At 37.2% G+C, this 24,209-nt stretch carries 23 protein-coding genes; 9 read left to right on the top strand and 14 right to left on the bottom strand.

Translation table 11 applies throughout. The features are described 5' to 3' along the window. Positions 1-8: 8 nt before the first annotated feature. Positions 9-266, top strand: a complete 258-nt coding sequence (locus HU137_RS09160) for a hypothetical protein (protein ID WP_182043543.1) — start codon at positions 9-11, stop codon at positions 264-266. Here HU137_RS09160 and HU137_RS09165 read toward each other — a convergent pair. Both HU137_RS09165 and recR read right to left on the bottom strand, forming a co-directional pair. After that, on the bottom strand, positions 263-1,330 hold the full coding sequence (locus HU137_RS09165; protein ID WP_182043544.1) for a glycosyltransferase family 2 protein: 1,068 nt from the start codon (positions 1,328-1,330) through the stop codon (positions 263-265). The genes HU137_RS09160 and HU137_RS09165 overlap by 4 nt on opposite strands. After that, a complete protein-coding gene (gene recR / locus HU137_RS09170; RefSeq protein WP_182043545.1) occupies positions 1,327-1,947 on the bottom strand; it encodes a recombination mediator RecR in 621 nt (206 codons plus the stop codon). The genes HU137_RS09165 and recR overlap by 4 nt, the downstream gene beginning before the upstream one ends. 145 nt (positions 1,948-2,092) lie before the next feature. On the opposite strand from recR, the gene HU137_RS09175 reads away from it, so the two are divergent. Next, positions 2,093-3,655, top strand: a complete 1,563-nt coding sequence (locus tag HU137_RS09175) for a sodium:solute symporter (RefSeq protein WP_182043546.1) — start codon at positions 2,093-2,095, stop codon at positions 3,653-3,655. Between the two features lie 323 nt (positions 3,656-3,978). Here HU137_RS09175 and HU137_RS09180 read toward each other — a convergent pair whose 3' ends face one another. Next, positions 3,979-4,491 carry a gamma carbonic anhydrase family protein gene (locus HU137_RS09180; RefSeq protein WP_182043547.1) on the bottom strand — a complete coding sequence of 171 codons (513 nt, stop codon included), beginning with the start codon at positions 4,489-4,491 and terminating at the stop codon, positions 3,979-3,981. Between the two features lie 147 nt (positions 4,492-4,638). On the opposite strand from HU137_RS09180, the gene HU137_RS09185 reads away from it, so the two are divergent. Next, complete coding sequence (locus HU137_RS09185; protein ID WP_182043548.1) at positions 4,639-5,517, top strand: NifU family protein; 879 nt, start codon at positions 4,639-4,641, stop codon at positions 5,515-5,517. 1 nt (position 5,518) lies between these two features. Further along, positions 5,519-6,862 (top strand): M28 family metallopeptidase, encoded by a 1,344-nt coding sequence (locus tag HU137_RS09190; RefSeq protein WP_182043549.1) that lies wholly within the window; start codon positions 5,519-5,521, stop codon positions 6,860-6,862. Here HU137_RS09190 and HU137_RS09195 read toward each other — a convergent pair. The 5 genes from HU137_RS09195 to HU137_RS09215 all read right to left on the bottom strand — a co-directional run bounded on the left by HU137_RS09195 (position 6,849) and on the right by HU137_RS09215 (position 11,630). Beyond that, positions 6,849-7,646 (bottom strand): class I SAM-dependent methyltransferase, encoded by a 798-nt coding sequence (locus HU137_RS09195; RefSeq protein WP_220457204.1) that lies wholly within the window; start codon positions 7,644-7,646, stop codon positions 6,849-6,851. The two genes, HU137_RS09190 and HU137_RS09195, sit on opposite strands and share 14 nt — an antisense overlap. A 10-nt stretch (positions 7,647-7,656) precedes the next feature. Further along, positions 7,657-9,930, bottom strand: coding sequence for a GH92 family glycosyl hydrolase (locus HU137_RS09200; protein WP_182043550.1), 2,274 nt, complete (start codon positions 9,928-9,930; stop codon positions 7,657-7,659). Positions 9,931-9,994: 64 nt separating this feature from the next. Next, the gene (lipB, locus tag HU137_RS09205; RefSeq protein WP_182043551.1) at positions 9,995-10,705 is read right to left on the bottom strand and encodes a lipoyl(octanoyl) transferase LipB; all 711 of its coding nucleotides are present in this window, start codon (positions 10,703-10,705) and stop codon (positions 9,995-9,997) included. Between the two features lie 22 nt (positions 10,706-10,727). Continuing rightward, entirely contained in the window at positions 10,728-10,886 is a 159-nt protein-coding gene (locus HU137_RS09210) for a YqaE/Pmp3 family membrane protein (protein ID WP_182043552.1), read from the bottom strand. Positions 10,887-10,889: 3 nt separating this feature from the next. Beyond that, on the bottom strand, positions 10,890-11,630 hold the full coding sequence (locus tag HU137_RS09215; protein ID WP_182043553.1) for a hypothetical protein: 741 nt from the start codon (positions 11,628-11,630) through the stop codon (positions 10,890-10,892). A 276-nt stretch (positions 11,631-11,906) separates the two neighbouring features. Here HU137_RS09215 and HU137_RS09220 point away from each other — a divergent pair, with 276 nt between their 5' ends. The 4 genes from HU137_RS09220 to HU137_RS09235 all read left to right on the top strand — a co-directional run bounded on the left by HU137_RS09220 (position 11,907) and on the right by HU137_RS09235 (position 17,164). Further along, the gene (locus HU137_RS09220; RefSeq protein ID WP_182043554.1) at positions 11,907-13,958 is read left to right on the top strand and encodes an Ig-like domain-containing protein; all 2,052 of its coding nucleotides are present in this window, start codon (positions 11,907-11,909) and stop codon (positions 13,956-13,958) included. Positions 13,959-14,065: 107 nt separating this feature from the next. Further along, the gene (locus HU137_RS09225; RefSeq protein ID WP_182043555.1) at positions 14,066-16,210 is read left to right on the top strand and encodes a S46 family peptidase; all 2,145 of its coding nucleotides are present in this window, start codon (positions 14,066-14,068) and stop codon (positions 16,208-16,210) included. A gap of 120 nt (positions 16,211-16,330) precedes the next feature. Next, a complete protein-coding gene (locus tag HU137_RS09230; protein WP_220457205.1) occupies positions 16,331-16,552 on the top strand; it encodes a hypothetical protein in 222 nt (73 codons plus the stop codon). A 48-nt stretch (positions 16,553-16,600) separates the two neighbouring features. Then, entirely contained in the window at positions 16,601-17,164 is a 564-nt protein-coding gene (locus HU137_RS09235; protein WP_182043556.1) for a thermonuclease family protein, read from the top strand. Between the two features lie 47 nt (positions 17,165-17,211). Here HU137_RS09235 and HU137_RS09240 read toward each other — a convergent pair whose 3' ends face one another. From HU137_RS09240 to HU137_RS09255, 4 genes are read right to left on the bottom strand one after another with little or no spacing between them, the layout of a single operon-like run. Beyond that, the gene (locus HU137_RS09240; protein WP_182043557.1) at positions 17,212-18,309 is read right to left on the bottom strand and encodes an alanine racemase; all 1,098 of its coding nucleotides are present in this window, start codon (positions 18,307-18,309) and stop codon (positions 17,212-17,214) included. Further along, positions 18,297-19,745 (bottom strand): sodium:solute symporter family protein, encoded by a 1,449-nt coding sequence (locus HU137_RS09245; RefSeq protein WP_246361530.1) that lies wholly within the window; start codon positions 19,743-19,745, stop codon positions 18,297-18,299. The genes HU137_RS09240 and HU137_RS09245 overlap by 13 nt, the downstream gene beginning before the upstream one ends. Beyond that, positions 19,745-19,942: a 30S ribosomal protein S21 gene (gene rpsU / locus HU137_RS09250; RefSeq protein WP_182043558.1), complete on the bottom strand. Its 198-nt coding sequence runs from the start codon at positions 19,940-19,942 to the stop codon at positions 19,745-19,747. The genes HU137_RS09245 and rpsU overlap by 1 nt, the downstream gene beginning before the upstream one ends. A gap of 56 nt (positions 19,943-19,998) precedes the next feature. Continuing rightward, positions 19,999-20,433, bottom strand: coding sequence for a GNAT family N-acetyltransferase (locus HU137_RS09255; RefSeq protein WP_182043559.1), 435 nt, complete (start codon positions 20,431-20,433; stop codon positions 19,999-20,001). 243 nt (positions 20,434-20,676) lie between these two features. Here HU137_RS09255 and HU137_RS09260 point away from each other — a divergent pair, with 243 nt between their 5' ends. Then, positions 20,677-21,447, top strand: a complete 771-nt coding sequence (locus HU137_RS09260; RefSeq protein ID WP_182043560.1) for a hypothetical protein — start codon at positions 20,677-20,679, stop codon at positions 21,445-21,447. 75 nt (positions 21,448-21,522) lie between these two features. On the opposite strand, the gene HU137_RS09265 is transcribed toward HU137_RS09260, so the two are convergent. Beyond that, positions 21,523-22,497 carry a deoxyhypusine synthase family protein gene (locus HU137_RS09265; RefSeq protein ID WP_182043561.1) on the bottom strand — a complete coding sequence of 325 codons (975 nt, stop codon included), beginning with the start codon at positions 22,495-22,497 and terminating at the stop codon, positions 21,523-21,525. After that, a complete protein-coding gene (locus HU137_RS09270; RefSeq protein ID WP_182043562.1) occupies positions 22,494-23,930 on the bottom strand; it encodes a type III PLP-dependent enzyme domain-containing protein in 1,437 nt (478 codons plus the stop codon). The genes HU137_RS09265 and HU137_RS09270 overlap by 4 nt, the downstream gene beginning before the upstream one ends. Positions 23,931-24,209: the final 279 nt, after the last annotated feature.

The raw sequence follows: 24,209 nt of genomic DNA on the forward strand, positions 1-24,209 counted from the left end.
AATTAAACATGAAAAAATTTGGACTATTAATCGCAGGAGCATTTATTTTGGCAAGTTGTGATGCTACTCCAGGTGGTAATCAAAACGTATTGCCGGTTGTGCATGAGGGAGTTGCGGAAGAAATGGATCATCATGGTGGAGATCATGCACACGAAGGACATGAAGCGCAAAAGGAGCATGTAGATCCTGCACATGCCACAGAGAAATCGGATTCTACTACGGCTCATGATCATGCTACGGCTGAGCCAAAGGATTCTGCACACTAAATCTTCACCGGTCCCGAATCGCCAATTATCACATCCATCGCTTTGGGTTGAATGAAAAATTGTATTCCGGGTTTTGCATGATTTGAGATGATTTCCAACATTTCACCATGCGTAAAAATATTTCCGTCCAATAAAATTTGGGCGGAATTTTCTTTTATGTCCTCTACCGAATTGATTCGTTCCAAAGAATCCAGCTCCACTCCAAGTTTTTCCTTTTTATCTTCCGGCTTAAATGCACCGTTCAGATTCGCCCAAAAATACCGGAGTTTGAGCCCTAAACTGAAAATTTGATAGCGAAAGAAATGTTTTCCATAATATTTTTTAATGAAAATTTCCATCGCACCAAAAAAGATTTTCAAGTATTTTTTGTCCTTTCTTGTGCTTTCTCCTTTGTAATGCAAAACGGAAATTTCGCCAAAATAATAATTGGTAAAACCGTTTAATTCCAAGGAATAACTCAAATCGATGTCTTCACCATACATGAAATACCGTTCATCAAATCCGCCTACTTTTTCATAAACCGATTTTTTCAAAAACATAAATGCACCGACCAAGACTTCTGCAGGAGCTATATCCAATTCGCCAACATTTGATTTATAATAACCTTTTGCATTCTTTTTATCAATCAACGTCCCAAATAATTTCCCAAAGGTATTTTGTAAAGTAGGAATATTTCGTTTGCTTTCCGGATGAAAATTCCCGTTGGCATCGATAAGTCTGACACCCAAAGCGCCCATTTTAACATTGGCATCTGCAAATGGAATTATCTTTTCAAATAAATTTTCAGGAACCAAGGTATCTGGATTTAAAATCAAGACATATTCGCCTTTTGCTTTTTTTACACCGAGATTATTGGCTTTTGCAAAGCCTAAATTTTCTTTTGATTCGATGAATTGAACATTTGGAAAATGATTTCGGATGAAATCAATCGGTTTTTCAGGCGAATCATTGTCCACAACGATGATTTCTCCTTCAATGTTTTCTAATGCTTTTTCAACACTGTAAAGACATTGTTCCAAATAATACCGGGCATTATAACTGACGATTACGACTGAAACTTTCATCCTTTCAACGTTGATTCAACATAAGGAATTCGGTTTTGGATAGAGCGTACAAGTGTCGCTTCATCTGCATATTCCAGCTCATCTCCTACTCCAATTCCTCTTGCGATGGTTGAAAAATTGACATTGAAATCTTTTAAAACTTTGTACAGATAAAAAGCCGTTGTATCTCCTTCCATTGTAGAACTTAATGCAAAAATCAATTCTCCAACTGACTCATTTTCAATTCTTTTCAACAATGATTCGATTTGTAATTGTCCCGGACCGATTCCATCCATCGGCGAAATTCTCCCACCCAAAACATGGTAAACACCTTTGAACTGTCCAGTGTTTTCAATCGCCATCACATCACGTACATCTTCCACCACACAAATCACAGATGAATCACGAAGTGGATTGGCACAAATCTGACAAATATGCGCATCTGAAATAGTATGGCATTTTTCACAATATTGGATATCCTGAACGAGATGATTCAGCGCATTTGCCAAATTTTCAGTTTGGGAAACAGGACGGTTCAACATATGCAAAACCAAACGCAATGCCGTCCTTTTCCCGATCCCCGGTAGATGTGAGATTTCTTCCACTGCGCGCTCCAAAACTTTACTTGGGTAGTTCATTTTCCTTTTTCCCTAAATTGGATGTAAAGATACACAACCATAGCGAATCCAAAAAGGCTTTGGTTTCTGCTTTGGGAATACAAAATAAATTCTCTGTTTCATTCCAATTGAAAAATACTATTTTTGGATGAAATTTTGATCCAATATGAATTCAACCATCATTTTAATTTGCGTAGTTATCTATTTCGTAGGACTACTTTTTATCGCCTATAGAACCAGTAAAAACGCTGATAATCAATCCTTTTTTATAGGAAATCGAAAAAGCAAATGGTGGTTGGTAGCATTTGGGATGATCGGAACGAGTTTAAGTGGTGTCACTTTTATTTCTGTGCCGGGAACAGTCGGGAAACTTACCGGAACGGAATATGTCTACGGCGGATTTGAATATTACATGATGGTCGTCGGATTTTTTCTAGGGTATTTCATTGTGGCATTTATCCTTCTTCCACTTTATTATCGGATGAATCTAACTTCGATTTATACTTATTTAGGCAGGAGATTCAATGTGGAAGCACACAAAACCGGATCCATCTTTTTTATTATTTCAAGAGGAATTGGCGCTACAGCTCGTTTATTCCTGGTAATCAATGTTTTACAAATATTCTTATTGGACCAAATCGGAATTCCATTTTGGTTGACGACGTTGGTTATTTTATTGATGATCGTGCTCTATACGTATGAAGGCGGTGTGAAAACCATCGTGGTGACAGATACTTTACAGACGACTTTCATGTTGTTGAGTTTGGTGATTTGTATCATTTATGTGTTGACACAATTGGATATGTCGGCCTCGGAAGGTTATACAAAATTAGCAGAATACAATTATACACATTTGATGAATTTTGATGGAAATTCGGCGACTTATTTTCTAAAATCCTTGATAGGCGGAATGTTTATTACGATTGCAATGACAGGATTGGATCAGGAAATGATGCAAAAAAATATCAGTGTTGACAATCTATACAATTCCAAAAAGAATATGCTGACGTTTGCCGGAACGCTTTTGATTGTGAATTTTGCCTTTTTGTTTTTGGGTGGTTTGTTGTATCTCTATTCGATGCAAAACGGAGCGGTTTATGGAGATGGGGTTTTTGGATTTAAAAACGCAGCCGGAGAAATCCAAAACATCATGGGCGATGACATCTTCCCTGCTCTTTCCCTTCAAGGATTTTTCCCATTGTTCATTGCGGTCATTTTTATCATCGGATTGATTTCCGCTTTGTTTCCATCAGCTGATGGAGCTTTGACATCACTGACAAGTTCATTTTGTGTGGATTTATTGAAGATGAATGATAACGAAAAAATGTCTGAATCACAGAAAAAGAAAACCCGAATCACAGTACATTTGGTTTTTACCGTCATTTTCTTTTTGTTGATATTAATTTTCAAATGGATCAACGATAAATCTATTGTTTATCTTATCATGAACGTTGCAGGATATACTTATGGACCGCTTTTAGGATTATTTGCATTTGGGATTTTAACCAAAAGAACCATTTCGCTAAAGTTTGCCATTTTAAGTGTGGCTTTAATCGCTCCGGTTATTACCTATACGATCAATGAATTGTTTATTCAATTTACCGATTACCGAATCGGCGTAGAATTAATTGTTCTGAACGGTTTGTTGACATTCATCGGGCTTTGGTTGATCAGTAAAAAGAAAAATTCCCAAGAGAAATTAGAACCTATAAATCAAGAATTTAACTAAATTACCATCGCCTGATGGCGAAGAGTTGAGAAGGTCGACTGAAGCTGACTAAATAAAACAATAGTGTTCTTTGTGTCCGCCGCGGCGGATGTGACCATTTGTGGTTAAAAGTTCATGAACTAAGTCGAAGGGTTTACCACCAAGAACACAAAGCAAAATGCACAAAGTTCACAAAAAAACAAACTAACGGTGAGGGATTTTCTCTCGGATGGAAACATTAAGTTTGATTCAAATTGGATCAAAAAAGCCGCTTCAAAATCTGAAACGACTTTTTTATTATTTCTAATTACCAATTACTATTTACCAATTACCAATCACTAAAATCACTTGTACCAACTACTATATTTCACATAATTATTGGCAATTCGTTCGATTTCTCCTTCTTTTAAGTTTTGAGAAACCATCCCGATTTTTTTCGCTGGAATTCCGGCCCAAAGCTCTCCTTCTTTGATATGCGTGTTTTGGGTAACCACAGCTCCAGCCGCCACGATCGAATAAGACTCTACGACACAATCGTCCATCACGATAGCGCCCATTCCAATCAATACATTGTCATGGATCGTACAACCATGAACGATAGCGTTATGCCCGATAGAAACATGATTGCCAATGTTCGTTGGAGACTTTTGGTAGGTACAATGTACCATTGCGTTATCTTGAATATTGACTTTATCGCCCATCTTGATATAATGTACATCGCCCCGCAAAACCGCATTGTACCATATACTACAGTCCTTTCCCATGACCACATCACCGATGATGACAGCCGTTTCTGCCAAATAACAATTCTCTCCAAATTGAGGTTCTTTCTCGTTTAATTTCTTAATTAGCGCCATTGTAATTTTATGTTTTCTGTCTAATTGTGCAATTTACACCTGTTCTGATAAAAAATTGATTTAGATCGAAAATTTCTAATCATTAGATTAGTTTTAAATATGATATTCTGACCGATTTAAATATATAAATGCCGTAAATTTGCCCTCATGATGAGAGTTTATATTGATACAACACCCAATCCAAATATTTTAAAATTTGTTTGTGACGAAACCTTAACGACGGGTGCGCTAGAGTTGGGGAAAGATGATCCAGCAACCGATTCATTATTGGCTCAGGAAATCCTTCAATTCCCCTTTGTTTCAAAGGTTTACATTACGGCGAATTTTGTTGCCGTCCAAAAAACAGATGCCGTCGAATGGGAAATGGTAGCAGATGAATTGAAACAAATCGTCAACCAACATTTGATTGATGGTACGATTTTGATGTCAGCGCAAGAAGAAGATCCTTTCACGCTTTATGTAGAAATGACGCCTAATCCTGCCGTAATGAAATTTGTGACCAATAAATTGCTTTACAATGGAATAGCCGAGTCAAAAAATGCAGAAGATACAGCGCATTTTCCACTAGCTAAAGCCTTGTACCAATTTGATTATGTAAAAGAAGTTTTTGTTTCTGAGAATTATATTTCGATTACGAAAATAGAAACAGCCGACTGGAACGAACTCGCACTTGAATTGCGTTATTTCCTTTTGGAATATTTACAAAAAGGTGATGAAATCGTAGGAAGTGAATATGTTCCTCTGCAAAATCCATTTGAAAAAGAATTCATCAAAAAAGAATATACAGATGTCGAAATGCAAATCAAAGACATCATCACCGAATACATCCAACCGGCTGTCGCAGGGGATGGAGGAAATATCCAATTGATTGAATTTGAAGAAGATACAAAAACCGCCCGCATGCTGCTTCAAGGCGCTTGTTCAGGCTGTCCTTCTTCTACCATTACGCTAAAAAACGGGATCGAATCCATGTTGAAACAAATGATGCCCGGAAAAGTAGAAAACGTAGAAGCGGTAAATGGATAATATGAATTCAAATCCGATCAAAAAACCTTGTCAAATTCTAAACTTGACAAGGTTTTTTCATTTTTTAATATTTCTTTCTTTTTCAAATTTTCTTTTTGCCCAAGAAATATCCGCTTCTTTAATTGAGCCGAAAAACACCATTTCAATTTTAACCTCACCCGAATTTTCCGGTCGCGGATATGTTGAAAATGGAATGGGGAAATCAGCCGATTTCATCGCTGATCAATTTGATAAAATAGGATTAGAAAAAATAAATAGCTCTTATTTTCAGGAATTTACGATGCCTATCAACATCATCAAAGATGCTGCACTTAAAATCAACAACCAAAAATTGCGCTATGGAATCGATTTCATCGTAAAACCCAATTCCAAATCAATTTCATTTCATGAAAACCCAAATTACATATTCGATCCTTTGGATTTTGAAAATGCATTAAAATCTGAAAATGCATTAATTGATTTCATCCAACGGGATATGTTGGCACAGAACTCCAAAAATGTGGTATTTCCGCCGCATCATTTTGAAGTGGACTCGCTCAATCAATATTATAAAAATTGGCCAAGTTTTTATCGACCGGAAGAAAACCGAAACCGTGCGATTTTCTTTTTCACAAAAGAAAAATTGACCGCTTCCCTATCCCAAGTTCAAGACAGCATTTCAGAATTTTTCATCGACGGAAAATATTTTTCCAATGATTTGAAAATCAATGACTACAAAATTGAAACTGAATTTCAAAATAATTTCAAAGCGAAAAATGTAATCGGTAAAATCGAAGGAACAAACAAAGATTCTTTAATCGTTATTACAGCGCATTATGACCATTTGGGGAAAGTGGGTGATGTATATTTTCCCGGTGCGAGTGACAACGCAAGTGGTGTCGCATTTCTACTCGAATTGGCTAAATACTATAAAAAAAATTTACCCAAATATTCATTGGTTTTCATCGCTTTTGCCGCTGAAGAAGCAGGTTTGCTGGGTTCTACTTATTTTGTAGAAAATCCATTGGTAGATTTAAGTAAAATTAAATTTCTATTGAATTTTGACATCATGGGCGCTGGCGAAGACGGCATCCAAATCGTAAACAGTTCGATTTTCACCAAAGAATTTGAACTTTTAAATCAAATTAATTCCAAACAAAATTTAGTCAAACAAATCAAAAAACGTGGCGAAGCTTGTAATTCTGACCATTGTCCGTTTTATGAAAAAGGCGTTCCCTCCTATTTTGTGTATACGCTGGGGGGGCCGGGTCATTATCACGATATTTTTGACAAAGGCGAATCTTTGAATCTCGCTGAATTTGAGGATTTACAGAAATTGTTTGTAGAATTTATCAACCAGTTTTAATCGCTTGAATCGCATAGAGCAACGGCAATTTATTCCCGAACTTTTTTATTTGAAATTTACCTGATTGGACTTCTTCCATTTCGGGAAAAATATTGTACGGCGAATGATCAAATTCTTCCAAACATCTAATTTCTAAATTATTTTTAATCAATGAATTAACAACTTCACTTACACTATGATTCCAACTGATTTCAGAAATTGTTTCCGCCAATTTTCCTTCGGTATAAGATTCATCTTTTGTCTCTATAATCGCTTCACCTTTGAAATAATTGTACTGAATTTTTTCAAATTCGTTATCAAACATCCAAACGAAAGGATGAAATTCTACAAAAACAAATTGACCATTTGGTTTTAAAAATTCTGCAATAATTTTTGCCCATTTATCCAAATCCGGTAACCATCCGATCGTTCCATAAGAAGTAAAAACGATATCAAATTTTTCATCCAAATGATAGGGTAAATCATAGATATCGGAACAAATAAATTGGGCGGAAGAATTTGCTTTTTGCGCTAATTCTATAGCCAATTCAATGGCTTTGTCAGACAAATCTACGCCTGTCACCTCGGCTCCCAACCGGTTCAAAGAAATCGAATCCTGTCCGAAATGACATTGCAGATGCAGTATGGATTTCCCTTTCACATCTCCCAATAATTCCAATTCGATCGGGTTCAGGGATGACTTCCCATTTAAAAAACCTTCTACATCATAAAATGCCGATGAGAAGTGTAATTCAGAACGTTTGTTCCAAGCATTTCGGTTTTTCTCAATGTAGTTTTCCTCCATTTGACTTAATTTATTTTTCGTTGGACAATGAATAAGGTACATCATCTTTTGCAGAAGCCCAATTTTTATTGGGCTCATCTTTCATTTCCACATAAAATATTCCTCCGTTAACGATGTCCTGATAATTCATATAGTTTTTTTCGTATTTTTTTCCGTTAAACCAAGTTTTATTTATATAGCGGTTTTCCGCCGAATTCCCATCGGCCTGGATCACAAAATAATTTCCATTTTCCAATTCTAAAATTGCTTTTTTAAAGAGTGGCGCGCCTATAACATATTGGTTAACACCCGGCGTAACGGGATAAAAACCCAAAGCACTGAAAACATACCAGGCGGAAGTCTGTCCATTGTCTTCATCACCACAATATCCATCCGGAGAAGAATGATACAATCTGTTCATCACTTCACGTGCCCAAAACTGCGTTTTATAAGGTTCTCCTGCATAATTGTACAAATAAATCATGTGTTGAATGGGTTGGTTACCATGCGCATATTGTCCCATGTTGACGATCTGCATTTCACGTATTTCATGGATAACTTGACCATAATAGGAATCATCAAAAATCGGTGGTGTTTCAAAAATTTCGTCGAGTTTATTCAGAAATTTCTTGTTTCCACCCATTAGATCAATTAAGCCTTGAACATCGTGAAAAACCGACCAAGTATAATGCAAACTATTTCCTTCCGTAAATGCATCGCCCCATTTGTAAGGATTAAAAGGAGTTTGAAAACTGCCGTTCTGATTTTTACCACGCATCCAACCGCTTTCTTTGTCAAATAAATTTCGGTAATTCAAACTTCTTTGTTTGAATATTTCAATCTCTGAATCCGGTTTTCCTAACACTTTTCCCAATTTCCAAATACAAAAATCGGCATAAGCATACTCAAGCGTTCTCGCAGCATTTTCATTGATGTCCACATCATAAGGAACATAGCCGAGTGAATTGTAAAACCCAACGCCTTTTCTTCCTACAGCCGAAACTGGACCTTCATGATTGGCTCCGTGAATTACTGCTTTCCAAAGGGTTTCGATGTCATATTCGCCTCCATTTTTGATAAAAGCGTCTGCTACGACTGAAGCCGAATTATTTCCAATCATAATGTCCGCATAACCCGGACTTGACCATTCGGGAAGAAATCCACCTTCCTTGAAATCATTGACCAATCCTTCTTGCATTTCTTGATTGATCGACGGATAAACCAAATTCAACAAGGGATAAAGCGCTCTGAACGTATCCCAAAATCCGGTTCCGGCAAACATTTTTCCGGAGAGGACTTGACCGTTATACGGACTCCAATGTACAATTTTATCCTTTTCATTGATTTCGTATAATTTATTTGGAAATAATAAAGTCCGATACAAACAAGAATAAAATGTTTTCATTTGTTCTTCCGTTCCGCCTTCTACTTTGATTTTGCTCAACTTTTCATTCCAAACATTTTTAGCATTTTCCATCGTTTCGTCAAAATCATCAGAACCGATTTCGCGTTTTAAATTTAATTCCGCCTGCTCAAAACTGATAAAGGATGAAGCGACTTTGGCGTGAATTTCTTCTCCTTTTTTTGTTTTAAACCGAACAGCCGCAATGGAATGATTGGCCGTAATTTCCGTTTTTCCCGATTGAATTTTCTTTCCATCCCAAACCCGAAAATCCATTATTTTTTCATCAAATTCGATGACAAAATAATTCTTAAAATTGATCAAATTTCCACGACTGTACCTTGTGGAATACCCGATGATTTTCCGTTCTTCCGGAATGATTTTCACATACGAATTTTTATCAAATGCATCTACGACGATCCATGCATCTTCGCTTTCGGGAAAAGTAAATCGGAATTGTGCCGCACGTTCGGTCGGTGTGATTTCTGTCGTGATGTCGTGATCAGCTAAATACACTTGGTAATAATACGGCTTACTGATTTCGGCTTTGTGAGAAAACCAACTTTCTCGCTCTGTTTCCGTCATTTTCAAACCAATCGTCGGCATAATGGAAAATTGTCCGTAATCATTCATCCAAGGCGATGGTTGATGCGTTTGTTTGAACCCTTTGATTTTGTTTGCGGTGTAAGTGTACATCCAACCATCGCCCATTTTTCCGGTTTGTGGCGACCAATAATTCATGCCCCAAGGAACGCCAATTGCGGGATAAGTATTTCCGTTGGATAATTCGTAGCTGGATTGCGTTCCCATCAAAGGATTGACGAAATCCACATAAGAAATTTCATCTTGTGAAAAGGCAAATTGCCAAAGGAAAATTAAAATAAAGGAAAAGTAAAAGCGCATCCGGAAAAAATTTAATCGGAAAGCTACAAATTTTCAAGGTTTTCGAGAAACAATTGACTTGAATTTAAGAAACCTTCGTTTCAAAAACTTCTTCGAAATAAAGTTTGACTTTTGCTTTGACTTCATCCATCGGGACAGGATTTCCCAATTCTCTTTCGAGTGAAGTCACGGCTTTGTCTTTGATGCCGCAAGGAATGATGTATTCAAAATATTTCAAATCGGGGTTTACATTCAGCGCAAATCCATGCATTGTCACCCAACGAGAAGCTTTTACACCCATCGCACAAATCTTTCTGGCAAAAGGTTTCCCGACATCCAACCAAACGCCCGTTTCGCCTTTTGAACGTTCGCCTTTCAGTCCAAAATCGTTAAGGGTTTTGATGATGACTTCTTCCAAACTCCGCATGTACCAATGGATATCCGGCTTAAAATTCTCCAAATCCAAAATCGGATAACCGACCAATTGTCCCGGTCCATGATAGGTGATATCGCCTCCCCGATTGGTTTTCACAAAAGTTGCTTGGATTTGATTTAGATAATCTTGGTTCGCCAAAAGGTTTTCCATGTGTCCGCTTTTTCCCAAAGTATAAACGTGCGGATGTTCCACAAAAAGCAGATGATTTTTAGTTGGTTCAAAATCGATTTCTCCGTTTTTTTCTCTGGTTCTGTTACGCATTTTCACGGCAACACTTTCCGCCAAAAGTTTTTCCTGAAAGTCCCAGGTTTTTTGGTAATCTTGGTTTTCGCCTAAATCTTTAAAAAAAATCTCCTTCATTTTCTTGTCTAATTCTTAATAATTAACGGTTCGGATTATTTAAAATAACCAAGGCAGCAATCACACCCGGAATCCAACCCAAAAAAGTCAGAATTGTAACGATGATGATCGAACCACAGCCTTTATCTAGAACTGCTAACGGTGGAAAAATAATGGACAAAATAACCCTTCCTATGCCCATGAATTATTCAAATTCAACCGTAAAATTATATTTTTCCGGATTTTCCATCAATTCACTCATCGGAACTTCTACAGTCATCGTTTTTCCATCTAGACTATAAGTTGCATTTTCAATGTTAGAAGATTTGATTCTTTTAGGGAAATGGTATTCCAATTTGTATTCAAACATCCCCATCATTTCCTGGGCAGCCATAGAAACGCTATCATCTTTTTCACCAAATAATTGATCTACTTCGCCCGCTATTCTTTGGAATTTTTTTCCATCATATTTGATTTCCATGGTTTTCAAAAGACCTGATTGAGCCAAATTTTTAGCTGCTTCAGGATCTTCTTTCACCAATTTATCACTCGATTCCTGTACCTTCTTCAAATAAGCATTGAAACTTTTCACATCTTTTTCCTCCAAACCTATGCTCATCAAGGCTTGCGTTTCATCCATCTTCATCCTTACGCGCATTTTATCCAAAGATTGCATGAATTCTCTTTCTGCATCGCTGATACTATCATTTCCTAATTCTGAATAATTTTCCAAATCAGCGATCTTCATCAAAGTATCCACCGGAAATTCACCGATTTGACGGAGGGAATCTCTTTTGTTTTCCGGGAAAATAAATCCTGACATCTGCGAAAAGTCAAATTCAGTTTCGTATTTCACACCGCCGTTTTCTTGTAAATAAACGCGTTCCGTTATCTGACAAGAAACCAGAAATACGGAAAGAAAAAAGAATAAAAAGGAATTTTTCATGAGTTAATATTTATTGTTTTTAACGGTCACATGGAACACCTAAATTAACATTCCGCTCTATGATTTTAGCTTAATCATAGGTGTTTCATTTGAATAAATTAGACGGTAAAATTAGAATTTTTTGAACAAATACTTGAATTCGATTGACAATAAAATGAAAGAAAACCTATCAGGTTTATAATGCTAATTCAATTCTTCTGTTAAATGATTCAATTTTAACATAAATTAACATAATTAATTGTAATTTAAGCACGCTAATAATTCAAAATTTACATTATGAAAAAAAATTTACTCTTTTTAGGGTTTTTGATTTTACTGGCAATTCAATCTTTTTCACAAGAAAAAATTGCAGTCGTCCAAGATCCTTTTGTTTTATTGTTAAATGCCGAGACGGGAGAAGTTGAAGACCCTGAATTCATCGATCTTACTGCACTGAACCCTGGAACGCCTAAAGGAATTCGACAAGTGGGAGAAGAAATTTGGATTTCAGATCAAAATGAAGACATGATTTTTCGCTTTGATTTGGATGGAAATTTCATCAGCAGTATCAGCGGAGCAATGGATAACATCAAAGGATTTGATTTGATCAATGACTCTGAAGTTTGGGTTTCCAATGCAGGGTCCAATAATGGAGCTCCAGGTAATGGTATCGTGAAAATTGGAACAGATGGTACAATTACCGGTAACTTTTTGACACCTACTGGTTCATCATTTGATGTGCTGGACAATGGAAATGGTGAAGTTTATATTTCTTTTATCAACGGTGGTTCACCTATTGAGAGATGGGATTATGATGGAAATTTCATCGATAATTTAGTAGATCCTGGTGTGCTCAACTTTGCGCAGCAAATGTGGATGACGCAAGATGGAGATTTATTGGTTGCCAATTTCAGTTCTCCGGGAGGAATCTATCTATTTGATATTGAAACTGGAACGCAATTGGAATACTGGGCTCAATCCAATTCAAGAGGAGTTATCGAAACAGCTGATGGCAATATTTTATGGTCCAATTCCAACGGTGTCCATCGTTTGGACCCAACTTCTGGCGTTTCTACTACCATTTCAAGTGGTAACGCTCAGTATTTTGCTCTATTATTTGCAGATGAAAATACGGAATGTACAGACCCAACACTTTCTGTCGAAACTCCAGATCCCGTTTGTGAAGGAACATCTACAACCATAACCGCAACTTCAGATGCTGATGAAGTCAATTGGTATGATACTGCCGATGGAACAACGCCGATATTTACCGGACTTGAGTTTGAAACCCCGGAATTAACGGAGGCAACATCTTATTGGGTTCAAGCATTCAATCAAGGAAATGGAGGAGGCGAAATCATAGAAGGTGGAGCCAGAGTAGCACCAAGCACCAATTCACAATCCACAGTTGTGGATGTAACCACGCCATGGGGCTTGAGTTTTGATACGACAGCAGACTTTACGATAACGGCTGTTGATGTATATTTAACCGATGCTAATCCTGGAAATGTCATCGTTCAACTACTCGATGTAAACTGGGCTGTACTTGACGAAACCACTATCGCCGTTCCGGCCGGAAACTCTACCAATCCGGTTCAACATGAATTGAGTTTAGATTTTTCTGTGGAAGCCGGAAATACGTATCGACTTGTAGCCGCTTTTCCAAGTGTGGAAATGGTTAGAGAATTTTCATCTGAACACCCGGGATTCCCTTACCCAATTGGTGATGTAGGATCAGTAACCGGAGGAACGATCAATAATTCCAATACCAACAATTCTGTATATTATTTCTTCTACAATTGGACGGTAGAAACATCAACCGGAGGAACTTGTGAGTCGGAAAGAATCCAAGTCGATGTAAGTGTCAACCCAGCTCCAGAAGCACCAATGGCCGTTGGTGATTTCTTTTTCCAAGATGGAGAAACACTCGCAGATTTGGAAGATGATCTCGATTTCACAGGAACTTTAACTTGGTATGCAGACGAAGCTTTGACTACGGTTTTACCAGATACAACTTTAATTGAGGACGAAACAACTTATTGGGTTACCCAGACTATTGATGGTTGTGAAAGCGAAGCCCTTGCAGTTCTGGTAGAGGAATTAGGTCTAAGCGAAATCGATGGACAAATGTTCAGCATTTATCCAAATCCGGTGAAAAACTTGCTGAATATCGATGGAAAAAAACAGATTGATCAAATTGAAATTTTTGATATGACCGGAAGGAAAATCAGTTCAATTTCAAATCTTCAAAACAACCAAATCGATTTTAGCGGATTTGAAAAAGGAACTTATTTAATCAGAATACATGCTGAAAATCAAATTATAGTCAATAAAGTAATCAAAAACTAACCAAAACCTTCAACATCCCTAAACAATTTTACCAAAAGGGGTTCCTTTACGGAACCCTTTTTCATTCGTATAAATTTATGTAGTTTTGAAAATTGAATTTTTAAAAGATGAAATTACATTTAGCAGTACTTAGCACAATTTTAGCGATGGGTCTTTCCTTTGCCCAACAAGGAGGAGGAATGTGGATTCCGACAGAACTCAACGAGTCCGAAATGAAACAAATGGGAATGCAGATTTCCGCCGAAGATATTTTTACACCAAACGCACCGAGCATTAAAGATGCAATCGCGCATTTCGGTGGAGGATGTACTTCTGAAGTAATTTCTTCAAAAGGATTATTATTGACCAACCATCATTGTGGTTATGGCCAAATCCAATCCCATTCCAGTTTGGAAAATGATTATTTGAAAAATGGATTTTGGGCGATGAACAACAGCGAAGAATTGCCCAACAAAGGCTTGACCGCTACTTTCATTGTGGATATTAAAGACGTTACAGATAAAATCCTTCAAGGTATTTCAGATGAAATGACAGAGGAAAAAAGACAGGAATTTGTTAAATCCAACATCGAAATCATCTCTAAAAATGTCGTAAAAGAAGCTTATCAAGATGTTTTCATCCGAGCATTTTACAAAGGAAATAAATACTACCAATTCATCACAGAAACCTACAAAGATGTCCGATTGGTCGGCGCTCCGCCTTCTGCCATCGGAAATTTTGGGATGGACACAGACAACTGGTCTTGGCCGCGTCATACCGGAGATTTCTCATTGTTCAGAATTTATGCCGACAAAAACAACAAACCAGCTGAATATTCGCCAGACAACGTTCCCTACACACCCAAACATTTCTTACCGGTTTCGATCAAAGGAATCAAAGAAGGAGATTTTACCTTTGTGTTTGGATTTCCGGGAAGTACGGACGAATACCTTCCCGCTTCTGCACTGGATCAAATTTTGAAAACAACCAATCCGGCGAGAATTGGAATCCGTGACGTCGCATTGAAAATTTTAAATGCCAAAATGCGTCAGGACAATGCTACGCGAATTAAATATGCTTCCAAATACGCCCGAATCTCCAATTACCATAAAAAATGGTCAGGAGAAAGTTTGGGATTGAAAAAATCAAATGCCGTTGAAAAAAGAAAAGAATTTGAAACAGAATTCACCAAAAGAATTGCTGCGAATTCCAATTGGAACAAAAACTATGGCAGTCTTTTAAACGAAATGGATGAGTTGTATACGTTTCAAGCGCCGTATCAAACTGCCGAGATTTATTTTGATGAAGCGATTTACAGAAACTCTGAAACTTTCCGTGTTGCGCTTTTGGTTCAAAACCTGATCAAAGCAAAAGGAACACCTGAGTTTTCGGATTTGAAAAACCGTTACATCAATTATTTAAAAGGATTGTACAAAGATTATGATGCAGATTTGGATCAAGAAGTTTCATTGGCTTTGATCGATTTGTACAAAAAAAATGTGCCGGCTGAATTTTTACCGGAAACCGCCATTCATATCAATGCTTCTACTTTCCAAAGTTCGGTTCTAACCGGAAAAGAAAGAATAAACGGTGTGAGCATCATTGAAGACACAGAAAAAGCTTTTGAAAACGATGAAGTGTTGATCGCAGCTTTGGAAAATGATCCATTGGTTCAAGAAATCGGATTGATTCAAAAAGCGTATGAACAAAAAGTTTCTCCTAAATTTACCGCTACGCAAAACCAATTGAACCAATTGCAAAGAACATATATGAAAGCGCAATTGGAAGTTTTTCCTGATAAAAAATTCTTTCCAGACGCCAATTCGACTTTGCGTGTCACTTATGGAAAAGTAGACGGATACAAGCCGGAAGACAAACCGCGTTATCCTTATCAAACTTATTTGGATGGTGTGATCGAGAAATATGTTCCGGGCGATTATGAATTTGATTTGCCGCAGAAGTTGATCGATTTGGAGAAATCAAAAGATTTTGGAATTTATGGTGAAGGCAAAAAGAAAAAAGCCAAAATGCCGGTAAATTTCATTGCAACCAATCATACAACTGGTGGAAATTCTGGAAGTCCTGCGTTGGACAAAGACGGAAATCTGATCGGATTGAACTTCGACCGTGTTTGGGAGGGAACGATGAGTGATTTGAATTATGATCCTGAAATCTGTAGAAACATCATGGTAGATGCAAGATACATCCTTTTCATCATCGATAAATTTGCCGGAGCCGGTTATTTGTTAGACGAAATGAAAATTGTGAAATAATTGGTTTTCAAACAATCAATATAAATGGTGGCTTTGTTAAGGCCACCATTTTTTATGTTAATATTGAAAAGAAAATCGTAAAATTATTGAATATTTTAATTTAAAATAATACAAACTCAAATGAAAGCTAAAACCCTCCCCATCCTCCTCACCTATTTCCTATTCGCATCTTTTACCACAGCACCGGAAACCAGCGTTTACCTCTGCAACAGTTCCGGTGGTAAAAGATATCATTTTTCGGAAAATTGTCGTGGACTTTCCAATTGCCAACACCCAATCATCAAAGTCAGCCTGCAAGAAGCCAAAAAAAGAGGAAAAACCATCTGCGGATACGAAGATTGAGCGAATGTCATTATTTTTGATGGCTTGAAAAATCAACAATAATTCAACATGAAACTTTCTAAAATCAAACTTTTATTCATTCTCCTCAATCTCTGTTTCGTCCAGTGCGGAAGAGCTTATTCCGAGGGAAATTGCTTTGATTTATACAATTCTGAGAATGCGGAAGTCTCAAATGACAAAGGGATCGATGCGCCATCTTCCGATAAAAATCTCTATACCGCAAAAGTCATCCGAATCGTCGATGGCGATACGCTGGAAGTACTTTTTCATGAATTGCCCGTGATGATTCGCCTGGCGCACATTGATACACCGGAAAAGAAACAAGCCTTTGGAAAACGTGCCAAACAAGCATTGTCAGACCTTTGTTTCGGGCAGGAAATCCAATTTGAATTTGATAAAAAAGACCGAAATGGCCGATACATCTGCGTCATTTACGATGCAAATGGTAAAAATCTGAACCAAGAAATGATCAAACTCGGCATGGCTTGGCATTTCAAGAAATATTCTGAGGACAATACCTATGCTGAATTGGAAAAAGAAGCAAGAGAAAGTAAAATCGGACTCTGGAAAGATCCCAATCCAATTGCGCCTTGGAACTGGCGGAAGAACTGATGCTTGGATGTTGGATGAATTTTTAGATTTGAAACCTCAAGCCCAATTCACTCAAAAACCTTATCGATGAATTTAGAATTCAACAGCCTCGCAACCGCCATATAATTGGGTGTGAAACTGATTTGGTCACCCACTTTATAAACCTGATTTCCTTCTTCATCCAAATTATCACCTAAATCTACCACGATCATATCGGAAGTTATCCCCACAAAATCCAAAGCTGTATTCAGCGGTTCGATGTCTTCCCGATTCACATCCAGCATCCCAAAATCCAAAATGGCTTTTACTGATGATTCTCCTCTTTTTTCTTGATCAAACTCCGCTGTATGACCGATGTTCCCATCGCTGATTACACCATCCGGAACGGTTTGTTTAATTTCGAGTTCGATGATGTTGGCTTTGAATTCAAAGGTATCGACCGACAAACCTTCAAATTTTTCATTGTCATAAGGTGATACCCCAAAAAATGCTGCTTCGCCAATTCTAAAATGGTTGATTTCAGGCGGAATCGTTCCTTGATTGATCAAAGGTAAAGTGATCGAAGAACCACCAGAAATCAAAGGTAAATTTTTATTGAATTTGGCAGAAATCAATTCTTTGTACAAGACCAAATGCAATAATTTGTCTTGTGTCGGGATGATTCCGTACATACAACCGAGATTTGAACCTAACCCAATCACCTCAATATTGGACAATTCAAATACTTTTTCATAAAAATCCATCACATCATTTCGGTTGATGCCTTCGCGCAATTCTCCCAATTCGATCATGATGATGATTTGGTGGGTTTTGTTCATCTTTTTGGCCGATTCATTGAGCGCTTGAATTGTTTCATAAGATGAATTCAAAGAAATATCGGCATACTCGACCACTTGATCTGCATAGATTTTTGCAGGTGGTTTGATGTAAATGGTTTTCATTTCCGGATTGACTTCTTTCAAATTCTTCAAACTGGTCAACCGAGAATCTCCAACTGAATTGATATGCTGAATCACTTCAGGCGTCAACACATTTTCAAGAAAGGTTTTATCGCCGGAAAATACCTTGGTGATCAAACTCCATTGGATATTGTTTTTCGAAAGAAATTGGCTCAAATACTGAATATTTTCTTGTATTTTTTTGGTTCGAATGATTAATTCTGCCATGTTTTTTGTTTATAATTTGAATAATTTTGGACTACTATAAAGCTAATTGTTGCGATTAAAATTCCAAAGAAATTGGCATCGAGGGAAAAAGGTAATTCTATTTTACTTAAAATTAAAATCAAAGTTGTTCCTCCTCCCAAAATCATCGCGATCAAAGCTGCTTTTGAAGATGGTTTTTTACAAATCAAAGCACCCAAAACAGGAACTAGTAGCCCAGAAACCATAAAAGCATACGAATAAAGCATGAGGTCCAAAACGTTTTGCATCATCGTGGCCAATACAATCGCCAAAGCACCGATGATTAAGGTGACAAATTGAGACAAACGGACTTGATTGTACTTTCCTTCTCCTTTGAAATATCCCAAAATATCAGTCATGAAATTACCGGAAGCCGCCATCAAACAACTATCAGCCGTAGACATGATCGCTGAAAAATAAGCTGACATCATCAGTCCGATGAATCCGATCGGTAAAACCGTGGTCAACAATAATGGCAAACCCAATTCTGCGTCCATTTCTGAACCGGGAGCATACCCAATTCCCGTAAACATTCCTTGATTAAATGCAACTCTGGCAAACATTCCTAGAATTACGCCCATAAAAGCCATCACAGGCCACTCAAAAAGTCCGGCGATTTTCCATGCTTTTTTTGCGGTTTTCTCATCTCGGCAAGCATAAATCCTTTGGTACAAAGTCATACCCACAAACCAAATCGGGACGATGGTGATGAGCCAATTGAAAAGAGTGAGCCAAGAAACATTGGTAAATGATAAAAATTCCGCAGGTAAGCTTTGTTGAATCACATCCCAACCGCCGATTTTAAAATAAGCGATTGGAATTCCTATGAAACACAATCCGACCATTAAGATCATCCACTGAATCGTATCGGTATAAATTACGGCTTTGATCCCGCCGATTACGGTATAGACAACTGCGATCACACCCATGAGTAGAGCCGCTTCTTTGATCGTAAAATTTGGGAAAGTTGCAGAAGCCAGTTTGGCTCCGGCGAGAATCTGGGAACTCGTAAACCCGATGTAGCCGATGAGCGAAATGATTCCGGCGACCAGTGCTACTTTTTTGTTATAATGAAAATTTAATGTTTCAGGAAAGGTTAAAAATTGATGTTTTTTGGCAATCGGATAAATTTTGGGAATGAGAAAAACCACACTTAACCAAGCTCCGATCAATCCTGAAAAAAGCATCCAACTCCCAGATAATCCCATCACGAAACCCAAACCTCCTAAACCGATGGAAAATCCACCGCCTACGTCTGTCGCAACGACAGAAAGACCGATATGACCAGCGCTCATATTACGACCACCTACGAAATAATCCTCGTTGGATTTGTTTTTTCGCATGAAATAAATTCCCACACCGATCATTGCGATCATGTACAACACAAAAATCGATAAATCTAGTAGATGAATCTGCATCAGATTTCGTTTTGCTCGTTCAAAAATTGCTGTTTATAAACCGCTTTTTTTCTTTGTTCCCTTTTTTCTATGGATTTTTTGATGAATTGTTGATTTGCTCTGATTTGCTTTAAGACTTTGGTTCGTTGGTATTTTTTCCGGTATCTTTTAATGGCTTTGTCTATACTTTCTGATTCTTTTACTTGTACTATTAACAAAATTTAGTTTTTAAATTAAACATGTATTGAATTGATTCTAAATGAAATCAATCCACTTATCTTTTCAATCTCATTTCCAAATAAGGATTGGTAAATCCATATTTTTCATATAAAAATTTGGCAGGATTGTCTTTCTCAACGTGAAGTGCGATATCACCTTTACAGTTGGCGATGGTGTGTTCCATCAGTAATTTCCCAACTCCGGTTCCACGGTGTTCTTTATGAACAGCGATATAGACCAAAATGTTATCCGGAATGTATTCATCCATTCCCGTTTTATTGACGATAACCGCTCCGGCGATTTCGCCGTCTTTTTCTGCCGTAAAAACATAACCTCCTAAACTTGCACGCTCTTTCATGGCATATTCGATCGCTTTTCTGATGGCAGACTTGGTATCGCCATACTGGTCTAGATTTTCATATAAGAAATTGACGATCCGTTCAACATCAATCGGCGATAGTTGGTTATGGGTTTTGACTTTGTAGTTCATTTATCGTTTTTTAGTTTACCCCCATTATAACCCATTTGGGAAACTGACAAAATAATTACAGTAAAAATTTTAAATGTACTGATCAAATTTATCCATGACATCATCATTTCTACTTTTTATAACATCTGTATCGAATAAGGCAATTGCCGTATTTTGGGGTGTTTAACTGTAGATTTCCTTTAAAATAATTTCGAATCAAAAAATTTCGAATCATATTTACTGAAAATTCTAAAAACTAAAATTATGAAAACTAAATTCCTTTCTATGGTTCTATTGGTTTGTTTTGGTTTGTCTTATGCGCAAGACAAAGTGAAATACACGGACGAAGAGTTAAAAATGTTGAAAACCTATTATTTCAACGAAGGATTTAATAAACCTGCCACCCAAAAAGTTTCTACCGTCATCATGAAAGATGGAACGAAACACAGAGGTTATTGTAAAACCATCATTACCAAAAAGGGTCAAATCGCCCAAATGGTTTTCAAAGACAGCATCACCGATAAAAAAGAAACCTATGATGCAGATCAAATCAAAGAAGCTTTTTTATATGCAAGTGGATTTGAGAAATACAATAAGGTAACGGAAAAATTCAGCAATTATGGAATGGGAAAACGAAATAGCTTAAAAAAAATTACTTCCAATGATCAAATTTACTTTGTAAACCAAACCGTTTCTTTAAAGAATAAAAAGGACGATAAAGAATTTTTGATGCAATTGATCAATCCTGATTTCAGTGATTATATAGATGTTTACCATGATCCATTTGCCAAAGAAACACAAGGAGTGAAATTTGGCGCAGCGCCTAGAATTGGTGGTGGAATCATTAAATCTTATTATGTAAAAAAAGGAGATAAAGTCCTTTGGTTACACAAAGCTGATTTTGAAGAAAATTATGATTTTTTATTTGGTGACAGTCCTGAGTTTATGGCAAAATACCCTTATAAATCGGTAGATTGGGATTGGTTCAGCGGTTTGGTAGTTGCTTATACCAAAATGCGCATAGATGCGATGTAATATAAAATTCTAACCAACAAAAAGGGTGGCTGAATCATTTCCAGTCACCCTTTTTTATTTTTCAAATTAATCTTTCTACTGCCCTAAAATCCATGCGAAAATCAGCGGTGCAACAATCGTTGCATCTGATTCTACGATGAATTTCGGTGTATTGATGTCCAATTTCCCCCAAGTGATTTTTTCGTTGGGAACTGCTCCCGAATACGATCCATAAGAAGTCGTCGAATCGGAAATCTGACAGAAATAAGACCAAAAAGGAACATCTGTCCATTCCAAATCCTGGTACATCATCGGTACAACGCAGATCGGGAAATCACCTGCAATTCCTCCACCGATTTGGAAGAAACCTACTCCTTTTCCACCTGAATTGGCTCTGTACCATTCGGTGAGCCATACCATATATTCGATTCCCGATTTTACGGTTGAAGCTTTTAATTTTCCTTTGATCACGTTGGAAGCAAAAATATTTCCGGTCGTAGAATCTTCCCATCCCGGAACGACGATCGGAATGTTTTTCTCAGCCGCAGCCACGATCCATGAATCCTTTGGATCGATTTCATAATATTGCTCCAAAACACCTGAATTCACCACTTGGTATAAAAATTCATGTGGGAAATACCGTTCGCCATTTGCTTCAGCTTTGTACCAAACGTCTTCCAAATGTTTTTGCAATCTTCTGAAAGCTTCTTCTTCCGGAATACATGTATCGGTCACGCGATTGTAATGGTTTTCAAGCAAATCCCATTCGTCTTGCGGCGTCAAATCACGGTAATTTGGGACGCGCTTGTAATGCGAATGCGCTACCAAATTCATCACATCTTCTTCCAAATTGGCTCCAGTACAAGAAATGATGTCTACTTTTCCTTGTCTGATCATTTCAGCAAGAGAAATTCCCAACTCGGCAGTACTCATGGCTCCAGCAAGGGAAACGAGCATTTTTCCACCTTCGTTGATATGGGTTTCATATCCTTTCGCAGCATCAACTAAAGCCGCTGCGTTGAAATGTCTGTAATTGTGTTCGATGAACTGACTGATCGGTCCTTTGCTCATTTTGTTTTGGTTTTTTTATTTGTTTGAATTTGTTTTTTTGAGGTATGAAATTGATTGTATCCGAGGATATCCAACACATCTTCATGGGATTGTTGTTCGGAAAACACTTCGACATCGTGATTCTCGTCGATCAATAAATATTTGGGTTGCGGTATCAAACAATGGTGAATGCCTCCAAATCCGCCAATGTTGTCCTGATAGGCTCCTGTATTGAAAAACCCGACGTACAACGGTTTATTTTGGTTGAATTTCGGGAGATAAATCGCATTGACATGCTGTTCAGAATTATAATAATCGTCACTGTCACAAGTTAGTCCACCGAGTAAAACCCGTTCATATCGGTCCTGCCAACGGTTGATTGGAAACAACACAAAACGTTTATTGATCGCCCAAGCGTCCGGTAAAGTTGTCATAAATGATGAATCAATCATGTTCCAAGACTCCCGGTCATTTTGCTTTTTTTGTTGCAAAACTTTATAAATCATCGCACCGCTCTCGCCTACTGTAAAACTACCGAATTCGGTAAAAATGTTCGGCACCGGAACTTCCCAATCGTCGCAGATGATTTTGATTTGGTTCAAAATTTCTTCGACCATATAAGCATAATCGAACTCGAAACTTGGAGAATTTTTCACCGGAAATCCACCACCGATGTTCAAACTATCCAACGTCGGACAAACTTCCTTCAATTTCACATACACCTGCAAACATTTGTTGAGTTCGTTCCAATAATAAGAATTATCCTTAATCCCTGTATTGATAAAGAAATGCAGCATTTTCAGTTTGACATTTTTCTCGTCTTTCACATAATTGTTATAAAACGGAACGATGTCTTTGTACCCAATTCCCAAACGAGAAGTATAGAATTCAAATTTCGGTTCTTCTTCAGATGCAATTCGGATTCCGATTTCAAATTTCTTATCGGTCGCTTCAAGTAACAACGGCAATTCTTCATAATTATCGATCACAGGCATCACTTTTTTATGACCGTTGTTGAGGAGTCTTGCGATGTTTTCGATGTATTGGGCTCGTTTAAATCCATTGCAGATGACATATTGGTCTTTGGTCAATAGTCCTTCGTCCAAAAGACTTTCCACAATGTTGATGTCATAAGCAGAAGAAGTTTCGATGTGAATATCGTTTTTGAGTGCTTCTTCAAGAATATGATGAAAATGCGAACTTTTGGTACAATAACAATAATTGTATTTTCCTTTGTAACCCAACTTTTTCCTTGCCGATTCAAACCAAAATTTCGCTCGTTGGATATTTTGAGAAATTTTGGGTAAATAAGTGAATTTCAATGGAGTACCATGTTCTTCAATCAATTTCATCAGATCGATTCCATGAAATTGAAGATTTCCGTCTACCAGGGTAAATTCTTCCGTAGGAAAATAAAAAGATTGTTCGATAAGGTCTAAATAGCGTGTGTTCATTTTTTCTAATGCGTTTGTTTAAAGTAATTTTTGATTTGGTCAATATGATTCATAAATCTTTAAACCCTTAATAAACACCGGACTTCAAATAAAATTGCTTCGTTTAAAATCCACTCTTTAAAATATAATTTTCTCAATTCTAAAGTCTATTTTTTAAATTATGTATAGATGATTCAATTTAAAGAAACAAATATATAGATTTTCAGATGTGATTTTAATGATAATCCTATAAGAATTTAAAGAAATTGGATGAATTGAAGAATTGACAGTCAAAATTAA

The sequence above is a fragment of the Moheibacter lacus genome, assembly GCF_014042165.1.
Lineage (GTDB): Bacteria > Bacteroidota > Bacteroidia > Flavobacteriales > Weeksellaceae > Moheibacter > Moheibacter lacus.